Source organism: Alcanivorax sp. DG881, from assembly GCF_000155615.1.
Lineage (GTDB): Bacteria > Pseudomonadota > Gammaproteobacteria > Pseudomonadales > Alcanivoracaceae > Alcanivorax.
Genome location: NZ_DS989915.1, coordinates 796,413 through 817,671 on the forward strand (window position 1 = coordinate 796,413; position 21,259 = coordinate 817,671).

13 protein-coding genes are annotated in these 21,259 nt (G+C 58.8%); 2 read left to right on the forward strand and 11 right to left on the reverse strand.

Features of this window, described 5'->3' with window-relative positions:
• Positions 1 to 19: 19 nt before the first annotated feature.
• The 8 genes from ADG881_RS03565 to ADG881_RS03600 all read right to left on the reverse strand — a co-directional run bounded on the left by ADG881_RS03565 (position 20) and on the right by ADG881_RS03600 (position 12,540).
• A complete protein-coding gene (locus tag ADG881_RS03565) occupies positions 20 to 712 on the reverse strand; it encodes an alpha/beta family hydrolase (RefSeq protein ID WP_039926060.1) in 693 nt (230 codons plus the stop codon).
• A gap of 21 nt (positions 713 to 733) precedes the next feature.
• Positions 734 to 1,351: a TetR/AcrR family transcriptional regulator gene (locus tag ADG881_RS03570; protein ID WP_007150410.1), complete on the reverse strand. Its 618-nt coding sequence runs from the start codon at positions 1,349 to 1,351 to the stop codon at positions 734 to 736.
• Positions 1,348 to 2,130 (reverse strand): SDR family oxidoreductase, encoded by a 783-nt coding sequence (locus ADG881_RS03575; protein ID WP_007148537.1) that lies wholly within the window; start codon positions 2,128 to 2,130, stop codon positions 1,348 to 1,350. The genes ADG881_RS03570 and ADG881_RS03575 overlap by 4 nt, the downstream gene beginning before the upstream one ends.
• A gap of 110 nt (positions 2,131 to 2,240) precedes the next feature.
• Positions 2,241 to 3,284: a PA0069 family radical SAM protein gene (locus tag ADG881_RS03580; RefSeq protein ID WP_007148864.1), complete on the reverse strand. Its 1,044-nt coding sequence runs from the start codon at positions 3,282 to 3,284 to the stop codon at positions 2,241 to 2,243.
• A 92-nt stretch (positions 3,285 to 3,376) separates the two neighbouring features.
• Positions 3,377 to 8,218 (reverse strand): NAD-glutamate dehydrogenase, encoded by a 4,842-nt coding sequence (locus ADG881_RS03585; protein WP_007148436.1) that lies wholly within the window; start codon positions 8,216 to 8,218, stop codon positions 3,377 to 3,379.
• A 327-nt stretch (positions 8,219 to 8,545) separates the two neighbouring features.
• Entirely contained in the window at positions 8,546 to 9,718 is a 1,173-nt protein-coding gene (locus ADG881_RS03590; protein ID WP_198004988.1) for an SO2930 family diheme c-type cytochrome, read from the reverse strand.
• Positions 9,719 to 9,728: 10 nt separating this feature from the next.
• Positions 9,729 to 10,937, reverse strand: a complete 1,209-nt coding sequence (locus ADG881_RS03595; RefSeq protein WP_007149331.1) for an SO2930 family diheme c-type cytochrome — start codon at positions 10,935 to 10,937, stop codon at positions 9,729 to 9,731.
• Between the two features lie 70 nt (positions 10,938 to 11,007).
• Complete coding sequence (locus ADG881_RS03600) at positions 11,008 to 12,540, reverse strand: parallel beta-helix domain-containing protein (RefSeq protein WP_007151261.1); 1,533 nt, start codon at positions 12,538 to 12,540, stop codon at positions 11,008 to 11,010.
• A 252-nt stretch (positions 12,541 to 12,792) separates the two neighbouring features.
• Here ADG881_RS03600 and ADG881_RS03605 point away from each other — a divergent pair, with 252 nt between their 5' ends.
• Positions 12,793 to 13,806: an AraC family transcriptional regulator gene (locus tag ADG881_RS03605; protein WP_007148738.1), complete on the forward strand. Its 1,014-nt coding sequence runs from the start codon at positions 12,793 to 12,795 to the stop codon at positions 13,804 to 13,806.
• 148 nt (positions 13,807 to 13,954) lie between these two features.
• On the opposite strand, the gene ADG881_RS03610 is transcribed toward ADG881_RS03605, so the two are convergent.
• The gene (locus ADG881_RS03610) at positions 13,955 to 14,269 is read right to left on the reverse strand and encodes a DUF2288 domain-containing protein (protein WP_007148927.1); all 315 of its coding nucleotides are present in this window, start codon (positions 14,267 to 14,269) and stop codon (positions 13,955 to 13,957) included.
• A gap of 282 nt (positions 14,270 to 14,551) precedes the next feature.
• Entirely contained in the window at positions 14,552 to 15,964 is a 1,413-nt protein-coding gene (locus ADG881_RS03615; RefSeq protein ID WP_039926062.1) for an alkaline phosphatase D family protein, read from the reverse strand.
• Positions 15,965 to 16,059: 95 nt separating this feature from the next.
• On the opposite strand from ADG881_RS03615, the gene ADG881_RS03620 reads away from it, so the two are divergent.
• Positions 16,060 to 18,843 carry a hybrid sensor histidine kinase/response regulator gene (locus ADG881_RS03620; protein ID WP_007150266.1) on the forward strand — a complete coding sequence of 928 codons (2,784 nt, stop codon included), beginning with the start codon at positions 16,060 to 16,062 and terminating at the stop codon, positions 18,841 to 18,843.
• A gap of 265 nt (positions 18,844 to 19,108) precedes the next feature.
• Here ADG881_RS03620 and ADG881_RS03625 read toward each other — a convergent pair whose 3' ends face one another.
• Positions 19,109 to 21,208: an ATP-binding protein gene (locus ADG881_RS03625; protein WP_007149791.1), complete on the reverse strand. Its 2,100-nt coding sequence runs from the start codon at positions 21,206 to 21,208 to the stop codon at positions 19,109 to 19,111.
• Positions 21,209 to 21,259: the final 51 nt, after the last annotated feature.

Sequence of the window (21,259 nt, forward strand, 5' to 3'; positions counted from 1 at the left end):
CCTGTGTTTTGAACAATCCTTACTGGAACGACACAGAACCCATAAACGTTGCCGCCGCTCTTGCGGCTTCAATGATCAGGTCCTGTTGTTGCAATCCACTGCGTTTCAGCGGTTTGAAATCATGATCGCCACTGGGTAGCCAGTGTAATTGCACCCGCTCCGGCAGGCCATAATCCGACACCTCGTCCGGTTTGCCAAAGGGGTCCCGCTCGCCCTGGCAGACCAGCACCGGAGCCGTCAGCGCCGGCAAGTGATCAATGCGGGTTTTCTCCGGTTTCCCGGGCGGATGAAAGGGGTAGCCCAGCGCGATAACGCCAGCCACATCCTGCGCGGCCACGCCATTGCCCTCAGCGGCCAGCATGGAGGCCATGCGTCCGCCCATGGATTTGCCGCCGATCCACAGTGGCAGCGCGCCATCGGGAATCTCAGACAATTCAGCCGCCAGACTTCGAGCTTCTCTGACGCGCTCGGCGAACGCCGCCAGTAATTTCGGTGCGCGGTCCGGCGGGAATTGTCGTTGCTCGTCACGACGGCGCTGCATGTAGGGAAATTCAAACCGCAGCACCGCCACCGAATGTGATGCCAACGCTGCGGCCATGGTGTTCATGAAATCGCTGTCCATCGCAGCGCCGGCACCGTGTGCCAGCAGCAAAACTGCAACGGGCTTCTCTGCCCGGTCATACAGACAATCCACGCCAAACCGTTCAGCCATACTCTCCATCCTGCCCTACCCTTAAAGCGCAGCCTGTAACGCTCGTAACTGAGTGCGCAGTGCATCCCCGAATTCCACCTGAAACACATCCAGCGGGGGCGTCTTTATCACGGTGGCCACCATCGGTGCCGGTTGACTCACCGCCCAGCAACCTATCACCGATTGCTGCACCTGCATCAGGAAACGTATGGCCTGGTCACCCTCGAGGGCAAAGTCACGCTGCAGGCGTGCGGCAAGCTGCGCAAAACTGGCCAGCAAGGCCTGCTTGAATTCCCGTGCCTGTGATTCATCCAGATTGTGCTCCAGCACGGTATGCAGAATAGAGGTCAACCGGCAGAACAATGGGCGGGCAATTAATAGCTCACTGATTGCCGCCCAGGCGGGCCCCTCCTGCGGCAGAGGCGCCTCGACCATGGCATCCAGCTCACTCAAATAGAGCGCCAGAAACAGCGCTTCTTTAGAAGGGAAATACCGGTACAACGCTGCCTTGGTCACACCGGACTGGCGGGCGATGGCCGCCAGGCTGATGGCCGCAAACCGCTGCTCGGCAAAGAACAACGCCGCCGCCTCAAGAATTTGTGCACGCCGCTCCGCTTTCTGTTCCGGGGAGCGGGCGCGCTGAAAAGGACAAGAGTTCACGCTTGTAATAATCCAGCCAGTCGGCGGGTAATCATACGGGGCGACAGCTTGCCGAGCCACACCATCAGCAGGTTCTTCAGGCCAGGAATCACGATCGCTCGGTGGCGGCCGGCCAGCGCCTTGCTAACCACCGCTTCGGTGCTCATGGCGCCGGCCTTGAAGAGCAAGGTGTTGGTCATGTTGGCTTCCTGGGCAAACTCGGACGCCGTGGCACCGGGGCAAAGCGCACTTACTGCCACGCCTTCCTTTTTCAGCTCTTCATACAGGCCTTCCGAAAACGACAGCACAAATGCTTTTGAAGCGTAATAGATACTCATGTTCGGGCCGGCCTGGAACGCCGCGGTGGACGCCACATTGATCACGAACGCTCCCTGCCCTGCCGTAGTGGAATGGCTGGACGCTTTCAGCTGTGGCACCAACCGCCAGGTCAGATCCACCAGGGCAGTCACATTCACCTGAATCATATCCAGCTGACGCTGCAGTGGCAGATCGGAAAAATCGCCCCGGTCGCCAAAACCGGCATTGTTGATCAAGCCGGTCAGTTCCACATTATGGGTAGCCATATCCGCTACCAGTTTTTCTGCTGCACCGGCCAGGGCCAGGTCGGAGGCGATACACACGACCTCCAGGTTATGGCGCTGGCGCAACTCACTGGCCAATGTTTCCAATCGATCCAGACGCCGCGCCGCCAGCACCAGGTTGTTTCCCTGAACCGCCAGTTGGCGGGCAAATTCTTCACCAATGCCGGCGCTGGCACCGGTAATCAATACCGCTTTCATCGGACTCTCCTGTCAGGCACACCGGAAGCGGGCGCGCCGTCAATGCAAATTAGTAACCAAGGGTCACTAAAGTAAAGGAAAGACCGACAAAGGTAAATAACCCGGAGTTACTAAACGGCTCCCCACAGGCTCAACTGCCCATGGGGCCCGGGTGGCACAAAGCCGCCTGTATCCAGATCCAGCGACTCCCTGCCCGCCAGCCCGGCACTGCGGCAGGCGGAATCAAAACGCTGACGCAGCAGATGCGCCCAGGCACCCTGCCCGCTCTGACGCTGGTGCCAACGGCTGTCATAAATGGCCCCGCCATGCAGATCACGCATTACCGACATGACCTTCTCGGCCCGGTCCGGATAATGGTCCGCCAGCCATTCCTGCCACAGCGGCCCGACTTCATGGGGTAAGCGCAGCACCACATACCCCGCCTGCTGGGCGCCTGCCATGGCGACCTGATGCACAATGTCTTCCAGCTCATGGTCATTGATGAAGGGAATCACCGGCGCCACCAGCACCGTTACCGGCACGCCGGCCCGGCTGAGTTCGCGGACCACCTTCAGCCGCTCCTTGCCGCCGCTGGCACGGGGTTCCAACTCCCCTTTCAGGCGGTTATCCAGCGTGGTGACCGAAACAGCCACCGAGGCACGCCCGGCCCGGGCCATGGGCGCAATCAGGTCCAGATCCCGCAGCACCAGGGTGCTTTTGGTAATCAGGCTAAAGGGATGCTGACAATCCACCAGCACCTGCAATAACTCGCGGGTAATGCGTCGCTCGCGCTCAATGGGCTGATAAGGGTCAGTCACCGTGCCGAGCACAATGGGACGACAGCGGTAAGACGGTTTACGAAGGCTGTCGCGAAGCACCTCCGCAGCGTTATCCTTGCAGAAAATCTCGCTCTCGAAATCCTGACCGGGTGATAAGTCCACATAGGCATGGTTGGGACGGGCATAGCAATAAATGCAGCCATGTTCGCAACCCCGATACGGATTGATACTCTGCTCGAACGGCAGGTCCGGACTACGATTGGTCATGATGATGCTGCTGGCTTTTTCGCGATGATAGCGAGTAGGCCGGCTCACCGGAGGGCTATCCGATTCAGAATGGCTGACGGCAAAACGGCCAGGTAGCTGGCTCAAGGTGCCCCGGTTCGCTGCGCGCATAAACTTCACCTCTGCATATACTGTCTTTTTGTACAGTATATGCAGAGACCAGCCAACTCAAGTGCATTCCGTGTGGTACCGACTTCCGCGAGTTACAGGCTTCGCAGTTTACGCAGTTCCCGCACCCCCACCGCCAGTGTCATGAAGTCGTGGGGGCCATCCGCCTGCAGGGTCTGCAAACGGTGGATACCAAAGGCCACCTTGCGGCGGGATTTTTCTTCCCAGGCGGCAAAGCGTGCGGCGGCGTTGTCACCCTCATACTCCAGCACCTTGGCGGCTACTTGGCGGTGCAGGCGGTAGGAATCTTCGCGCAGGTTGGCACGGGCCAGTGCTTGCCAGCGATCTTGCACGGACAGATCCAGAATCGACGACAGCAGCCACAGAATCTGCAGCTTATCGCCCACCAGAAAGTACACTTCCGCCGCCAGTTTCAGCGGCACCTGGGCCAGCGAAGCAAGCTCAACAATATCCGGGGCACACCCCAGCACCATGGTATTGGCTAACAGCTTCGCCTCTTTCTCGGGCACGCCATCGTCTTTCATGCCCTCCACGGCCTGATCCCATTCCTGCCGATAACTGCCCGGCAGTGCCTCAGGCAGCATGCCTTCCAGCTCGGCAATGGCCTTGCGGTAGCGAGCCACCGCTTCTGCCACCGGACGCCGCCCCCATTTGTAATGAATCAGCCAGGTGGTCACGTGTTTCATCAGCCCGATCACCCGACCATAAAGCCGTAGCTGCACCTGGCTGTCCACGCGCCCGTCCAGGCCATCCACCGGCGCCCAATACAGGTCGCCATCGAACACCGCATGGGCCATGGCGTACGCCTTCACCAAACGGTGCAACGACAAGCCATGCTCATCCGCATACCGATGCACAAAGGCGAACCCCATCCGGTTGACCACCGCGTTGGCCAGCACCGTGGCGATCAACTCCCGGCGCAGGCCATGGTTGAGCAGATCATCGCCGAAGGATTCCACCAGTTCCTGCGGAAAGTAATGCAGCACGTCCTGGTCAAAGAACGCATCATCGGGGACATCCGACGCCAGCAAGGCATCGAACAGCGCATTCTTGGTATAGGACAACAACACCGACAGTTCCGGGCGGGTCAGCCCTTTGCCGCGGGTGCGACGTTCGCTGAGTGATTCATCATCCGGCAGGTACTCCACCGTGCGCACCAGCATGGCCTGACGCTCCAGCGTACGCAGGTGGTTGGCGTGCTCATCCAGCCGCGACGCCGCGTTGTATTCCAGCAGGCTTAGAGCCAGGCTCTGCACGTAGTTGTCGTGCAGCACCGCATCGGCCACATCGTCGGTCATGCGCACCAACAAGGGGTCGCGGGTATCGCGATCCAGCCGCCCGTCACGCAAACGCTGGTTAAGCGGAATCTTGATATTCACTTCCCGGTCAGAGCTGTGCACACCGCCGGAGTTATCAATGGCGTCGGTATTGATCCGCCCGCCATTGAGCGCAAATTCAATGCGCCCCAGTTGCGTGAGCCCCAGGTTGCCGCCCTCACCCACTACCTGGCAGCGCAGTTCCTTGCCGTTCACACGAATGGCATCGTTGGCCCGGTCTCCCACCTGGCTATGACTCTCGTTACTGCCTTTCACATAGGTGCCGATACCGCCGTTCCAGAGCAGCTCCACCGGCGCCTTGAGAATCGCCATGATCAATTCTGCCGGGGTCAGCGTCCGTTCACTGATGCCCAGCGCCTGGCAGGCCGGTTCACTGAGTTCGATGCTCTTGGCGCTGCGCGACCAGACACCGCCGCCCTCGGACATGGCCTCGCGGTCGAAATCATCCCAGGTGGCGCCCCGGGTCGTGAACAGGCGCTGGCGCTCGGCAAAGGTGGCCGCCGGATCCGGGTTTGGGTCGATAAAGATGTGCAGGTGATTGAAGGCCGCGACTAATTGAATCTGGTCCGACAACAGCATACCGTTGCCAAACACATCGCCGCCCATGTCGCCGATCCCCACCACGGTAAACGGCTGCGTCTGGATATCCTTGTCCTGTTCACGGAAATGGCGCTTGACGCTTTCCCAGGCACCGCGTGCGGTAATCCCCATTTGCTTGTGGTCGTAACCGGCACTGCCGCCAGAGGCAAAGGCATCGCCCAGCCAGAAGCCGTATTCATCTGCCAGGCCATTGGCAATATCCGAGAAGGTCGCGGTGCCCTTGTCCGCGGCCACCACCAGATAGGGGTCATCGCCGTCGTGGCGCACCACCTGTTCCGGTGCCACAATCGCGTCGCCTTCGCGATTGTCAGTGAGGTCCAGCAGGCCACGGATGAACTCCTTGTAGCAGGCAATACCCTGCTGTTGCCACGCGTCCCGATCTCCCGGTGTGCCGCCTTTCACCACAAAACCGCCCTTGGCCCCCACCGGCACAATGATGGCGTTCTTGACCATTTGCGCCTTGACCAGGCCCAGCACCTCGGTGCGGAAATCCTCACGCCGGTCGGACCAGCGCAGGCCGCCACGGGCCACCGGCCCACCACGCAAGTGGATGCCTTCCATGGTGGGTGAATACACAAAGGTTTCGTACATGGGCAACGGCGGCGGCAACTCCGACACCTGCTTCGGATCGAGCTTCAGGCTGACATAGGCTTTGTCGTGCCCGCCCGCGTCCTGCTGATAGAAATTGGTACGCAGGCCCGCGCGCACCACACTCAGGAACGCCCGCAGCACCCGGTCCGCATCCAGAGACGCCACGCCATCGAGTTCATGGTCCAGGTTCTGTGCCAGTTTCAGCCCTTCATTATCACGACGGCTGTCAGTCAGCTGCGGGTCAAAGCGGGTTTCGAAAAGCTGCACCAGCAAGCGGGCAATGCGCGCATGTTCCGCCAGCAACTCTTCCATATAGTTTTGCGAATACGGCAACCCGGTTTGGATCAGGTATTTGGTCAGGGTACGCAGGCACACCACCTGGCGGGCATTCAGGCCCGCCAGCAACACCAGTCGATTCAGGCCGTCATTTTCCGTATGGCCATTCCAGCATTGCAGGAAAGCATCTTCGAAGTAGCGCTTCTGCTGGGCCGGCCCCAGGGAACACTCGCCGTGGACCTGCACGTCGAAAACCTGAATCCAGCGGGGATCGCCATCACGGGGCGTCACCCGGGTCGGGTTCTGGCGCACTACCCGCAAACCAAAATTCTCCAGTGCGGGCAGCACATCGGACAAGCCAATGGGATTATTCAGGCTATAAAGCCGCAGGCTGGTCGGGCACGCCGCACCGTCTGCATCGGTAATGGCCAGGCTGGGCAGCACCGGTTGGGCGGCAGACAACTGCGTCAGGTATTGCAGGTCGGCGGCGGCTTCCACGGCACTGTGCGCTTCCCGGTAACCCAGGGGAAAGGCGTCACCGTAACGCAGGGCCAGGGCAGCCCCGTCATCGGCCCGGCTACCCACCTTGTCGCCCTGCTCATCCTGGTAGCCACTTTCGCGCAACACTTCCCGTAACTGGTCCGACCAGGAACGGGTAATTTCAATCAGCCGTTGCTCCACCTGGCTGTCGGTCATGGCCAGCTGTGTGCCCTGGGGAATACGCACAATGCAGTGAATCCGGGCCAGCCCTTCGCGGAGGAAATCCACGGTGCGTTCCACGGAGCGACCGTTGCACAGCGTCATCAGCTCGGCGGTGACCTTGTCGCGCAATTCCCGGGAGTAGCGTTCGCGGCTCAGGTAAATCATGCACGAATAAAAACGCCCATAGCGGTCCCGGCGCATGAATACCCGCAGATGATGACGATCACGCAGGGCGCGAATACCCATGCAGATGTCGTACAGCTCTTCCTCACTACACTGGAACAGCTCATCGCGGGGAAGCTGGTAAATGATATCGCGCAGGTGTTTGCCGGAATGCGAGCGTTCCGGCAACCGGGAACGGTCCAGCACGTAATTCACCTTGCGGCGAATCAGTGGAATGTCCCGGGGACGATTGATGTAAGCATCCAGGGAAAACAGCCCGATATAGCGGTCGGTGCCTTCCACCGATCCATCAGCGGCCAGGCGCTTCACGGATACCACATCCATATAGTGCGGATGATGAATGGGCGAGCGTACATTGGCTTTGGTTACGACCACCAGACGACCATGGCGGATGTATTTGGCCATTTCGTCATGGGGCGCAATAAATTCATCCGCGTTGGCGTAAGGACTGCCGGGTCGCGCCAGACCAAGACCGGCCTCGTCCACCAGATGCAGTTGCATGCCACCGTCCACCGCTTTCGCTTCGGAGCGGGCATATCCCAGAAAGGTAAAGTGGTCTTCGGACAACCATTCGATAAAGCCGGTAGCTTCCTGTAACTCCTGCTGATCCCGCTCCGGGTAACTGGCCGACAGGTTGCTGCGGGTCGCTTCCAGGTTGTCGAGCATGGGCTCGAAGTCGTCCACCACCACGCGCAGATCACCCAGCACGCGCTCGAGAATGTCCTGCAGGCGGGCATAATCCTCGTCGTCTGCCAGCGGTTCGAATTCCACGTAGATCATGGACTCCGCCGGCTGCTCGCCATCACCCACCCCCGTGACCTGGGTCAGATGCCCATGGGCATCGCGTCGCACCTGAATGACCGGGTGCACAGTCCAGTCGATGGCGGTGCCGGCATCACGCACAGCCATGGCCACCGAATCCACCAGAAAGGGGACGTCATCGGTAACGGTGCGCAACGCGGCAAGGCCGCCGGGGCGACAGGGAGGCTTCAGGTGAATCAGGGTTTCGCCGGGGTGGCGCTGGTGCGCCATCAGCCAGTGCTGCTGGGCGATATGGAAGAGTTGTTCCGGGGGCCGGGCCGTCAGCGCGGCCAGACTGCTCATTTCATAATAGGCAGCGAGAAAGCTGCGAAACAGAGACTGGTGGTCAGCACCGATGTGGGCAGTGACCTGCCCTTCCAGCTGGGCCTGCAACAGCGCCTGGCGTTGAGCGATGTCATCCTGCATCGAAACCTCCGGCGTCCTTGTGACTCTGCAAAGTTTCTCTACACCGTTTCTCTGCAAAGTGACTATGCAAAGTGACGATGCAACGTTGCTACGTAAAACCGGATCACGTGAGAGGTCACGTTCTCCGGGCTTTCACCAGGCCGGCCGGGCGCGCCCTGCAGGCCCTTTCGCTCACTCTATACCGGTGGCCGCGGCCAATACCAGCCTGCTGTTTCAAGTAATCAAACCATTCCATCAGGACAGCAGGATGACAGCACAAAAAACGTTATCGCGAGTTGCGGGGTGAACAAGAGCAGCCAGCGCAGAAAGACGCAAGCAGGCGGGAGTTTAATCCAGTGTGGCGCACGCTTTCGCGGGCATCGCATCAATCCACTGGCGCACCAGTGCGACCGCATCGTGGTCTGCAAGGCTGCGGCCCAGCGGTGGCATCATATCCTTGGCATTATCGGTATGGCGCTGAGCACCCAGCCGGAACGGCAACACCGAGTCAGCCGCATTGCCGGGCACGATATCGTAGGTGAGGCCCAACGGCCCACCGTAATACCCCTGCGCCCGGTTGCAGATGCCATAGAAGTAATCGGTAGGGTCTCGCCACATTTCCAGCCGCAGGCCCGACAGCGCACCGCTGCCCACATCACTGTGGCAATGGCTGCAGTTGGTATCCAGATAGGAACGCACGCGCAGGTCCAGCGGTTCGCTGGTGTCATGCCAATCCACAGCGCGGGGCCAGCTTGCCGGGGCAGGCGCATCAGCCAGCATGCCGTTTTTCTGCCAGTAAACCAGCTGATTTTTGGCTCCACCGGCGTAGGGAAAATCATGATTCAACTGACGAACCGTTGTACCCAGCGGGGTCATCACTTCATTGTCAGTGCGGCCCTGGTGACACTTGCGGCAGGTCAGCACATCGGGGATCTGGTAGCGGAAATCCTGCTGCACACCGTCGACCATGACATAGCTGTCGATCACCTTGCCGGTCCGTGCCAGCGTGGCATCCTGGCCATCCGCTTGCCACTGATACGGCAACCCCACCCAGCCGGAGGCCCGGTGGATCAACAGGCGGGTTTCCATCAGACGGTCATCGCCCCCGGCAGCGCTGACCGGCAAGGCGAAGGTTTTCACCATCACGGTGCCCACCGGGAATACCAGCCCAAAAGTGTCACGGTATTGTGCCGTGCTCCCTTCGGGCAGAAAAACAAATCGGTACTTGGTGGCATGATCACTAAAAAGGCCACTGGCCGGGGCAAATGGCAGCCCCGGCCCAGTGGGGCCCACACGAGGATCACGGCCATCAGAAAACAGCTGATACTGGGACAGGCGCGGGCAATTCACTTCCGCCAGCGCTTGCCAGTTCGGCCCGTCGCTGTCGGCAAGACAGCGCGGGTCGGTGATATCCGGCTCGGGCTCAGGTGCCGTGGCGGCCGTATCGCTACCGCCACCACTGCCACCACAAGCCGTCAGCAGCAATAACAAGATGCTATACAGACCGTTTCTTGCTATCACTGCATCACCCTCACTTGGAGGAACAGGACGCGTCAGGCAGGCTGTTGATCCAGGCCTTCACCAGAGCAACACCTTCCTCATGGATCAGCGCTCGGCCAAGGCGCGGCATACTGTCCTGCGGGTTGGTGGTATCCATGCGGAAATGCAGGATCGATTCGTCTGCGTTACCCGGCACCACGTCGTAGGTCATTTCACCCTGGTCATAGGCGATGGGGCCCTTGCAGACACCGTGCTTTTCTTTCTCGGTGTCATAGTCGCGCCAGAACTCCAGCTGCAAACCGGTGTAGGCCGCAGTGCCTCCCACGCCGTGGCAATGGGCACAGTTCACATCCAGGTAGCCTTTTGCCGCCGCCATCAGTTGTTCATCGCTGTAACCACTGATCAAGCCCGCATCAGCATCGTGGTAGCTCGGCACCTTGTCCACCTGATCCAGAGCCGGAAGGCCACTGAGAATACCCGCGTCGCTCCAGTGACTCAGCTGGTTTTCCGGGCCACTGCCATAGTCCATATCACCATTGAGATGACGGGCCTTGGGACCGATGGGAATAAACACATTGGTATCGCCGGTATCATGGCTGTGGCACTGCTTGCACTGCGCCTTGTCGGGCACGGAATAGGTGAAGGATTCCTGGGCACCGTTGTGCACCAGTGTCGCGGGCAACTGTGCCCCCTGAACCCGGTAGGTCGCCTCGGTGCCGTCTGCGTTCCACACATAAGGCAGCGCGGTCCAGCCGCCAGCACGATGAATCAACAGGCGGGTTTCCAGCAACGTTTCCGTGCTCGTCTGCGGATCATAACCGCGGTAAGCGGTATCCGCCGGCAAGGCAAAAGTCTTGGTAATAACGGTGCCCACCGGGAAGTCGAAAACAGTGTCTTCATTGTAGGTGGCACTCTGTCCATCCGGCACAAACACAAACCGGTATTTGCTGGTGTAGTCAGAGAACAAAGGCGTATTCAGGTCATAGGCTATGCCACCGTGGGCATCCCGGGTGGGGTCACAGCTGCTGGTAAAGAGGTTGTAGTCCGAGAGCTTTTCCAGGTTGTCATTTTCCAGTGCGTCCCAGTTTACGTCCGCGCTGTCACTGATCTGGCAGTTCCTGGCCACCGGGTCGCCGCCACCAGTACCAGCACCTCCACCGCCGCTACTACCGCCACCGCCGCCACAGGCGGTCAGTATTGCGGCGGTAGAAAGCAGAGAAATCTGCATTAATGTTTTCATGTCATGACTCCTGCTTCGGGGCGGCGACAGGCCGCCCCGAAATCAGACAGGTAGAAAAGATAAACAAACGTTAGAGAACAGGGGCCGGCTTGCAGTGCTCGCTGGTGGTGTCATCCACGCCACAACCAAACTGCTCACCCTTGAAGGTCAAGGTGGCCGCAGGCAACGCCGGCTGGCTGCAATCCAGCAGATCTGCACCCACTGCCGGGCTCAGCGTCGGGCCGGACATGGTGGCAGCGGTGGCCGGGTCGTAGGGATAGCCGATCAGGGTGTCGCCGTTGTTCTGGAAACAAACCTTCTCGCCCTCTTCATAAGCGTCAGCCACTGGCAGCAAAGCGCTGCTGTTAGCCAGCTGCTCGCCTAGACCGTCATACAGAATGCCCGGCCACTGCAGTTCCGGAGTCAGGGTGAACAGCGTAATCATGTCCTGAATCAACGCCCCATTCGGTGCGGAACCGGCATTGGTGATGGCGTTATCGTGCACATGAATATTGCGCACAACTGGCAGCCAACCGTCGGCGATGATGGACTGATAATCGGGACCCGCCGCGTTTTCATCGGCGATAAAGAAGCTGGTCACTGCCACTGCCAGGGTATCGTGATCGGCAATCTCGTTATCGAAAATTTCCACATCGTCAGTGGACAGAACGATGACACCTGTGCCCGGCGGCACGATATGAACGCCACCCGGGTTGCTGCTGCTATTGGCAAAGTTCTTGGTGTTGTTTTCAGTCACGGTGTTACCGAAGACCCGCACACCAGAACCATAGGTGCCATTACCGATGGGCAGATCGAATACCAGCAAACCACCGGTATTGAAACGGGCGATATTGTTGTACATGTCCGCACCGGTGGAGTTCTCGATTTCGATCCCCGCCACGTTGTATTCGGCCACGTTGTTGCGCACAACAATGTTCTGTGACTGCCCCACATAGACACCGGCATCCGCAGAACCGCGTACGTAGCTGTTTTCCACCAGCACATTGCTGCTTTCTACCGGGTACAGGCCGTAAGCGCCGTTGCCCTTGTCCGGCTCACCCTGCCATACCGTCGCGGTGTAGTTGATACGCACACCATCAGCATGCTGGAACTTGATGGCATTGTTGGCCGCTTCCACTACGGCCAGGCCGTAGACTTCCACATCATTGATGTTGGTGATAAACAGACCGTCATCACCTACGGAATTGCTGAAATCCAGGATGGTCTTGTCCATGCCCTGGCCACAAATTGTAATGTCTGCAATGCGTGCGCCACCCAGTTCACCATCCAGGGTCAGCGTATCGTTCAGGTCAAAGCGCCCTTCCGGGAACGCGATCACATCCCCGTCCTGAGCATCAAGGAAAGCAATCTTGGCGCTGTCAGTAATGTTATTCGCATCCAACATGATGGCGTCGTCACCACCACAGGCGATTTCCTGCTGCGGTACATCGGCTGGCATGTCCTGCGGGAACTGATAGCCCACCGGGTTCTCACCACCACCATTAGCACCACCACCACTACTGCTGCCACCACCGCCACAGGCGGCCAGTGATACGGCCAGGGCCAGCGGCGCTAGCAGGCGAGCCGCCGGCACATCTACGAACTTGTTCTTAGTTGTATTCATTATTATCTCTCTCCCTAACATCAGGACAAAAGCGTGACGTAAGTCACCGTTTTGAGGGTTTTCGCGCCACATATATCGCAAAATGGTGCGTTATTACGCACAGAGCGATGTACTATCGTACGAAGTGGCTACCTTACGAGGGAGAGGAAGAGCAACATATGGCGCCAGACGCCAGCCAAACAGGGAGTGTGTCGCCAAAAACCAATGCCGTTTTAAAACAACGACATAAGAATAAAAGATTAGAGGCAACCCATGTTCAGCAAACACATCTCCATGTTCCGCAGTGACCTGCGTTACTGGCAGCGCCAAGGGCTCGATCTGCTGGAACTGTTTACCAACGCCAGTTTGCCGGCATCTCTACTGACCGAGAATGATGAGCGTCTGGACGTGTCCGCGATTCATCGGCTGTTCGAGCAGGCGGAAAGGAAACTTGGTGACCCGGCCATGGGCATTCGCATTGGCCAACAAATTCTCCTCCCCGATATCGCCCCCCTGGGGGATGCCCTGCACTACTACCGCGATGGCTGGCAGGCGCTGAAAGTCCTGGAACAGTACTGGCCGCTACTCACGGAAGCCCAGCAAGTAACCATTCACCTGCAAGACGAGTATGTTGCGGTGCGCTGCGCTGCCAATGGTGACGCCCCACTCCATACCATGCAGACCCATGCCGTACTGAGTGGTTTTTTGCGGCTGGCAGACGTGGCTCTGGGCGTGCAGGCCAGTGAAGACGTCCACGTTCACCTGCGAGAGAACACTGCCCATACCGAGCTATTCAGCGCTTTATTGAAGGCCCCGGTCACCGCGAGTCGCGAGCACGATCAGGTGCTGTTCCCTGCCCACATTCTCGATACGCTCAACCCCAATCACGATGACGAGCGTTTTCAGCAAGCGCTGATCCACTGCGACAAGACCCTGAATTCCCTGCGCGATCACCACCTGATTGACCTGATTCGCGAACGCCTGCGCCATCAACTGGAGGAAGGCCATTACGACCAGCAGGCTTTGGCCAATAGCCTGAACATGAGCGTGCGGAACCTTCAGCGGCGCCTGAACGCGCACCATACCCGGTTCCGGGATCTGCTGGATCAAGTCCGCGCAGAGTTGGCCGAGCAACTGGTCCGCTACAGCGAAGCAGGCTTTGCCGAGATCGCGCAGCAGCTGGGTTATGAAGATCCCTCGTCATTCAACAAGGCTTTCAAACGGTGGCTGGGGCTGCCCCCCGGCGAGTACCGGACACGGCATCAGGACTCGCCCCCCACCGCATAAGCCGCAGTGAGGGACGCGAAGTCAGGGTCGAGCAAGAAAGTAGGAATCGAAAGGGGCGGCATTCCAGATGCCAGGAGCGTTACCCACTGGGCAGCGTTACCGCGTGACAAACGCTCTATTGCCGACGAGTCTGTGGCAACAGATCGAGTTACTGCACGGACTCCGGCTGCACCAGCACCCAGGGCGGTAGCACCACTGTCCACAAGCCTTTATCTGCCGCGAACCACGCCGCTGCCTGCTCATCGGTAACCTTGTCGACCTGGGCCTTGTCCCGCCACAGGGCAATTTGCGCGGCCTCATCGTCTGAAAACGCCAGTGCGACTTCAATCAAATCCAGTTCCGGCGCCACATAGACCGTCTGGCCACGGGCAAAGAACGGCTGTAGCTCTTTCCAGCTAGCCTTGGCGGTTTCCTGATTGAGTTTGGCTTTGAGGATTTCCCGCTGTTCTACTTGCTCAGACATGACCGACTCCTGCTGTGAAGCGGTACATTATCGGTGTTCTGTTATGGGCAATCAAAGGGGAAAACAGGAAAGAGGACACCCCAGAAAAAGAAAAGCCCGCCATTTGGGGTTGGCGGGCTAGGCTGTACCGGGCCGAAATCGAACATCCGTGTTCCATCGCGTCCTTGCAAGATCCACTTTAGGGAAACGGCCTACCCGGGGTAAGACGAAAAAAGCGCCAACTCATGTAAGCTTTTCGCCATGGGCAGCATGAGAAACCCGCCACCCTCTCTCACGGACCGCTTACCATTCGATGGTTCGGCTTGCATCCGGCACTGGCCGGTTCCGGCGATCGAACAACGCAAATCGGGCGCCCCTGTCATCGAAGGACACCACCGAAAATGCATTGTCGCTAAAGACCTCACCCGGCACGCTGACTTGCCCCAACGGGCGCCCCCAGCCGCTATAGAGCAGCCCCGGCACCCGAATCATCGGGCGATACCAGCGGAACGCAAACAAGGCGGTGGGCCAGAACAGCCCGGAACATGTCCAGCTATGTACCTTTTTGCCACCGTTCAAGGTCAAACTGGCATACAGGGAAGCATGCACATCACCGCTAAGCACCACCAGTTTCTGGCTCGCACTTTTTGCCATCGCAGCCAGTAGTCGCTGGCGCTGATGGCGAAAGCCTTCCCAGGCATCTTTGCCACGAAACGGGCGCCGCTGTTCCGGAAACATCACCACGGAAGTCACCAGCACCTTGACGCGCTCGGGGTCACGGTCCAGCCATTCGACGAACGCCTGCTCCTGCACCTCGCTGATCATCTTGCGTTGCCAGGGCCAGCGGCTAAGCACCCGCTCGGTACGCACATCCATTACAAAGAAATCCGCCGGACCACGGGAAAAGGTGTACCAGAACTTATCCGGGTCACGGTCCAGATAGGTGCCAGCCTCATTCAATGGGGCCGCCGGGGAATGAGATGCCTGGTAAATCTGGTATGCCTTGATCGCTGCCGGATACTTGTTCGTCCATAACTCGGCGTCGGCCTTGGCCGGCCAGTTATTCTCAATTTCATGATCATCCAGGATCATGTAGCTGTTGGTTTCCCTTAACAATTTGGCCAGGTGCTTCTGGGAAAAACTGGCCCGATAGAGGGAATCGAAATCGTCACGGGTGGCCGCCGCGCCAATGCTGTACATGGAATCGGCATAGACCTGATCACCACCAAACAGGACAAAATCCGGTTTGTGTTGCTCCGCCTGCACCGACATTTCCGCAAAAATCTTGTCGGCGCGATCATCCTGGATAATCCCATCCAGCCCGACAAACCGGTAACAACAGGAACCAAACAAGAAGGTTGTCTGATCAGCCGTGGGCTGGTCGGTGGAAAAACAGCCGCTCTCAATGGCGTGCCAGTCCAGTGGTGCACCATCCTCTTCGCTGCTCACCCAACCGGCCTGATACTGATAGCGGGTGCCAGGCTCAAGCCCGTTGATCACCACCACCCCGGAGCCATCGAAGTTGCCATTAAGGCGAAACTTACGGGGTTCAGACCAGCTGCCGCCCCCCTGTTTGCGCCAGCGAACCCGCCCCCACATAAGCTTGTTGCCCGCGCCCAGCTCCCCTTTCGGCAATGCCCCGAAAAGGCGCACATGGCTTTTCCCTGACTCACCGGTAATTGGCCCCACCGCAAAGCGGTTCACTATCCCTGTCATCTGTTATTCTCCCCCTGCATTGAGCCCCCCGGCTCACGCTGCTAGCATCACTGATTAGAGGTGATGTCACCCCGTCTATTCAGGATAAAGACACTTTGTTCAAGGACTCGAAAGCCGCTCTGCTTTTGTTCGTCGCTTTTTTCTCGATTTGCCTGTCTTCCCTGGCCTCAGCCAAAGGACCGGACACCCAAATCATCGGCGAACAGCAGGAACACATGCACCCCTATCAGGGCCTGTACACCTTCTGCACGCCTGCGGATCAGTCACCCGGCATTAATGCCATTCTTCAGCGCACCGACCTGCCCTGGCAACCATCCGGAGCCAGCACGCCGAATTTAGGCTTTACCACCGATCATTGCTGGTTCCGCTTCTCAGTTCGCAATCTTAATCGACTTCATCCTGACTGGCAGCTGCAAATCGACTACGCCATGCTCGGTGAAGTGGATGTCTACCAGATCGATGCCGGCGGCACGCTGGTCGCCCACTTTCAGGCAGGCATGGACCGGGATTTTTCCGTACGCCCAGGCACAGCCCCAACGCCCGCGTTCCCGCTGACCTTACCCACAGGCACCGACAACGACATTTTCCTCAAGGTCGCCTCTGCACACAGCATCCAGCTGCCACTGGAATTGCTGTCACAGGAAAGTTACAACGCCTCGACGCAAACACAAAGCGTGGTGCAGGGAATTTTCTTCGGCGGCATGCTGGTGATGATTCTCTATAACCTGTCGCTGTTCTTTTCCATTCGCGAAAAAGTCTATTTGTTGTATGTGTGCTGGTCCGCCGTGGTCACCCTGTTCATGGCGGTATTGCATGGCTATGCCCACCGTTATCTGTGGCCGCATTCCACCCTGATCAGCCAGTACATGATTCATTACCTGCTGCCCCTGATTGTGCTGCTTCCGCCACTCTTTACCTTGCACTTTCTGTCGCTACGGGAAAAAGCACCGCGCCTGGCCATGTGGCTGCAAATGCTGGTGGGCATTGGCACCGTACTCTTTCTCGCGGCGCCTTTTACCAGCCGCACTTTCCTGATTCCGATTTCCGTCAGTGCCATTTTGCTGATGGATTTCAGTATCTTCTTCGTCGGCCTGATTCGCACCCGCGCCGGCGACCCGGATGCGCGCATTTTCACCATTGCCTGGTCCTGCTTTATTGTCGGCGCAGCGGCCATGGCACTGAATAAATACGGCGTTGTTCCACGCAATTCTCTGACCGAAAACTTGGTACAGATAGGCGTCTTTCTGGAAGTCGTGCTGCTTTCCCTGGCTCTCGCCCGGCGCATCAACCGCTTGAAGGAAGCCCATTCCGATTCCGTGCGCGACCGGGCCATCGCGGAAATGGAAGCGTTCAAGGCCGGCGCCAGAAACCACGCCAAAAGCGAATTCCTCGCCACCATGAGCCATGAAATTCGCACGCCCATGAACGGCATCATGGGCATGACCGACCTGCTGCGCCGCACCAGCATGACCCATCAACAAGCGCAATATGTAGGCACCATTTATCAGTCCACCCAGTCGTTACTGACCGTCATCAACGACATTCTCGATTACTCGAAGATCGAGTCCGGGAAACTGGAGCTGGATTACCAGCCTATTGCACTGGAAAACATCGTCGATGATTGCGTGCGGCTGTTTGCCCTGCGTTCCAGCGAAAAATCCCTGCCGCTGTATATTCATATCGACAGCCGGGTACCTGAACGCATCAAAACCGATCCGATTCGCCTCAAGCAAATCATTACCAACCTGCTCAGCAATGCCTTCAAATTCACCGACCGCGGTCACGTCGCCCTGCACGTGAACCTGAAGCAACCGGTGAATAACAAGGGCATGTGCGTGCTGATGATTGAAGTGGTCGACACCGGGATCGGCCTGGATGAAGGCCAGCAGTCGTCCTTGTTCCAGGCGTTCAGCGATCTGTCCGCCAAGGGCAAACACAACGGCGCCGGCCTTGGGCTGGTGATCTGCAAACGGTTGATCGAGCTGCTCGGCGGTGACATCGGCGTCTCCAGCTCTCTGGGCCGCGGGGCCACATTCTGGCTATCCCTGCCGGTGGAAGTGGAAAAAATTCAGAAACAACCGGTGCTGGCAAACCGGACCGCCGCGATCATCTCCAGCACTGCTCCGCAATTGCTAAGCCTCTCGCAGATTCTCAGCCGTTGGGGCGCCAAGACGCTGGAATACCGTGACGTCATTACCGCGCTTGATCCTGCCAGCCCCAGCCAAGCCGTGGACTATCTCATCGCGGAACTACCTGTGCTGGAAGATCCCCACTACGTAGAACGCCTGCGCGCTCACTTCGACAACCCGGCACTGGTGCTGTTGCATCCCACCGGGCAGCCGCTCAGCGACACCCTGCCGGAAGACTTGCTACTGATAGAAACGCCCTTTTCCTGTCAGGCGCTGAAACGCAGCCTGCTCACCGGCCCCGACGAATCGCGTGCTCCCTCCACCGCGAAAGAGCCACTGATCCGGCTGGACCGCGCCAATATGCTCAAGGTGATCGTGGCGGAAGACAATGCCGTCAACCAGCTGGTGATCGACAGCATCCTCAAATCGTTAGGTATCCATGCCACGCTGGTCAGCGACGGAGCCCAGGCTGTAGAGCAGGTCCGCAACCACCCGGATTACTGGGATATCATTTTCATGGACTGTGAGATGCCGGTGATGGATGGCTACCAGGCCACCCGGGAAATTCGTGCCCTGGAAACCGCCCAGGAGACACCACCGCACTGCTGGATCATCGCCCTGTCGGCCCACGCTACCGGTGACTATGTGCAGAAAGCCCGTGACGCGGGTGTGGATGACTACCTCAGCAAACCGGTCTCCCAACAACAGGTCCACGATGCACTCAGGCGTGGCCAGGGAACCTCTGGATAACTCCTTACGTGCTCAGTCTTTCAGGCTGGCTCGCAATCTAGGCGCGTTTTTGAAGGTGTATGTCCATCCATCGAAAAAGCGCAACAACGAGTGCGGGGCAGCCTGGAAGACCCGAAGGGCGCGGCCTGGAGCGCACATCTGCTGCGCCCTGTCTCTAGGAAAGGGAGCCACCCTTACCGTCGAGACAAGACACAACAGCTGTACGCTCCAGGTCACGCTGAGCATGCAAGGAGTTATCCAGAGGTTCCCCAGGTTTCCAGAAACATTAGCGGCTAACGGAAACCTCTGACGGGTTAAGGAGCTGCGCGCACACCGCCAGCAACTCCCTGACCCGCACCGGTTTACCCAAAAAGGCATTGCAACCGGCTTCCAGGCAGCGCTGGCGATCCACCGCCAGCACGTTGGCCGTCAGAGCCAGCAGAGGCCCATCAAACCCCCGATCGCGCAGGGCCTGCGCAGTCTCATAGCCATCCATCACCGGCATCTGCATATCCAGTACCACCAGGTCGTAAGCGCCGTCTGCGCCATGAAAGACCGCACAGGCTTCTCGCCCGTGCTCTGCTTCGGTTACCCGCATGCCCACCTGCTCCAGCACCTTGCGCACAAACAGACGGTTCACTTCGTTGTCCTCCACCAGCAACGCCCGCACCCCCTCCAGCGCAGCCAGCGCTTCCCGGGACGCAGGCAGGGCATCCGGCCTGTCGCCAGCGGTTTGTGAAACCGTGTCACAGGCACGCACCAGCGGAATATCCAGCACAAAGCAGCTACCCTGGTTCAGGGTGCTGAAGACCTGGATGTCACCGTCCTGGGCACGGGCCAATTGTCGCGCGATGCTCAACCCCAGACCGGTACCGGTATAGCGACGAGTATGCGATGCATCCGCCTGGGAGAAGGGCAGGAAGATGCGGCTCAGCTCGCCTTCACTGATGCCAATCCCGGTGTCTTCCACTGACACATTCAGACGCGACGCCTCTTCATCCCAGTTAACCCCCACATGCACCCGCCCGCGCTCGGTAAACTTCACCGCATTACCAATCAGGTTGACCAGTATCTGGCGCAGGCGGAACGCATCCCCACTGACCGTTGGCGGCAAGTCCGTCAGGTAATGGATACGCAGGTCGATGTCCTTCTCGGTGGCCCGCAACTGCAAGCTGTCGATGACTTCATCAAGCAGCACCCGGGCAGAAAACAGCCGTTGTTCCGGGTGCAATTGGCCAGCCTCGATCCGTGACAGATCCAGCACATCATTAATCAGCGCCAGTAGCGCATCGCCATTGTGCTGGATGATGGTCAGGTAGCGCCGCTTGTCTGTGGCATTCAGCGAGCCATCGCGCAACAGCTCGGTGTAACCGAGAATGGCCGTCATTGGCGTGCGGATTTCATGGCTGATATTGGCCAGAAACTGGCTTTTGGTCTGGCTCGCGTCCTCTGCCTGCATCCTGGCTTGCGCGAGCTGGGTCTGGGCATGGTGAATACTGTCCACCATGGCATTGAAGTCTTCCGCCAGGGCACCGATCTCATCGCGGCCCAGCACCGGTACACGCTGGTCCAGCGCCCCACCACGGGCAATCGATCGCACGGCGTTATGCACCAGCCGCAAACGCCCAAACAGCATGGGCTGAATACGGCAATTGATGACGAACACGGTTATCGAGGTCAGCACCACCATAATCAGCGCCACCAACAAAACCGCATAGAGCATACTCTGGTAACCGTCATGGGGGATCTCGACAATCACCGCCAACGGCGTGCCCCCGAGGAAATCCGGAATGGGAAAACGCCCCTGTAACTGCCCGCCTTCCACCTCACCCAGACCCCGCATTAACTGGCCGTCACTCTGGGCTTCCTGCACGTACAAGGCATGCCCTACCCGCTCGGACAGGTAACTCAACCAGCCGCTATCCAGCCACACCCCCAGCAGATAGGCCTGACAGCCATTTTCCACCGCGGTACTGAACAGCAAAGGCCTGCCTTCTACCTTCACCACCCCCCAAATCGGCATGCAGCCCTGTTCAGTGAAACGCTGCGCCAAGGTCTCGAACACCGGCGAATTCACTCCCGGCTCCCCGTTATCCCAACGAATGGCATCGTTATCCAGCGCCATCATCAGGTCCAGGTGGCCAACGCCCCCCTGATTCAGCGGCGCCTGCTCGGGCTGCTGGCTCCAGTCCTGCGCCCGTACCCGCAACACCGACAACTGGTCCAGGAAAGCGGCTTCCACCTTGCCCAGCTCACGTTCCGCATTGCGCTCCGCAAGGGTATCCACCAACGACAGGTTTACCCAGTACAGGGCCACCGTTGCCAGCGCCACACAAATAGCGGCAGAGACCACCAGTAACCAGCGAATACGAACTCTCAGCGACATTGCCCACCCCCTCACAACTAACCGCAAACCCTAGCACATCGCCGCACCGCC

Excerpts from the sequence above, each read along its gene's own strand:
- ADG881_RS03565 (WP_039926060.1), bottom strand. The coding sequence starts at position 712 with ATGGCTGAACGGTTTGGCGTGGATTGTCTGTATGACCGGGCAGAGAAG.
- ADG881_RS03575 (WP_007148537.1), bottom strand. The coding sequence starts at position 2,130 with ATGAAAGCGGTATTGATTACCGGTGCCAGCGCCGGCATTGGTGAAGAA.
- ADG881_RS03580 (WP_007148864.1), bottom strand. The coding sequence starts at position 3,284 with ATGCGCGCAGCGAACCGGGGCACCTTGAGCCAGCTACCTGGCCGTTTT.
- ADG881_RS03585 (WP_007148436.1), bottom strand. The coding sequence starts at position 8,218 with ATGCAGGATGACATCGCTCAACGCCAGGCGCTGTTGCAGGCCCAGCTG.
- ADG881_RS03595 (WP_007149331.1), bottom strand. The coding sequence starts at position 10,937 with ATGAAAACATTAATGCAGATTTCTCTGCTTTCTACCGCCGCAATACTG.
- ADG881_RS03600 (WP_007151261.1), bottom strand. The coding sequence starts at position 12,540 with ATGAATACAACTAAGAACAAGTTCGTAGATGTGCCGGCGGCTCGCCTG.
- ADG881_RS03605 (WP_007148738.1), top strand. The coding sequence starts at position 12,793 with ATGTTCAGCAAACACATCTCCATGTTCCGCAGTGACCTGCGTTACTGG.
- ADG881_RS03610 (WP_007148927.1), bottom strand. The coding sequence starts at position 14,269 with ATGTCTGAGCAAGTAGAACAGCGGGAAATCCTCAAAGCCAAACTCAAT.
- ADG881_RS03615 (WP_039926062.1), bottom strand. The coding sequence starts at position 15,964 with ATGACAGGGATAGTGAACCGCTTTGCGGTGGGGCCAATTACCGGTGAG.
- ADG881_RS03625 (WP_007149791.1), bottom strand. The coding sequence starts at position 21,208 with ATGTCGCTGAGAGTTCGTATTCGCTGGTTACTGGTGGTCTCTGCCGCT.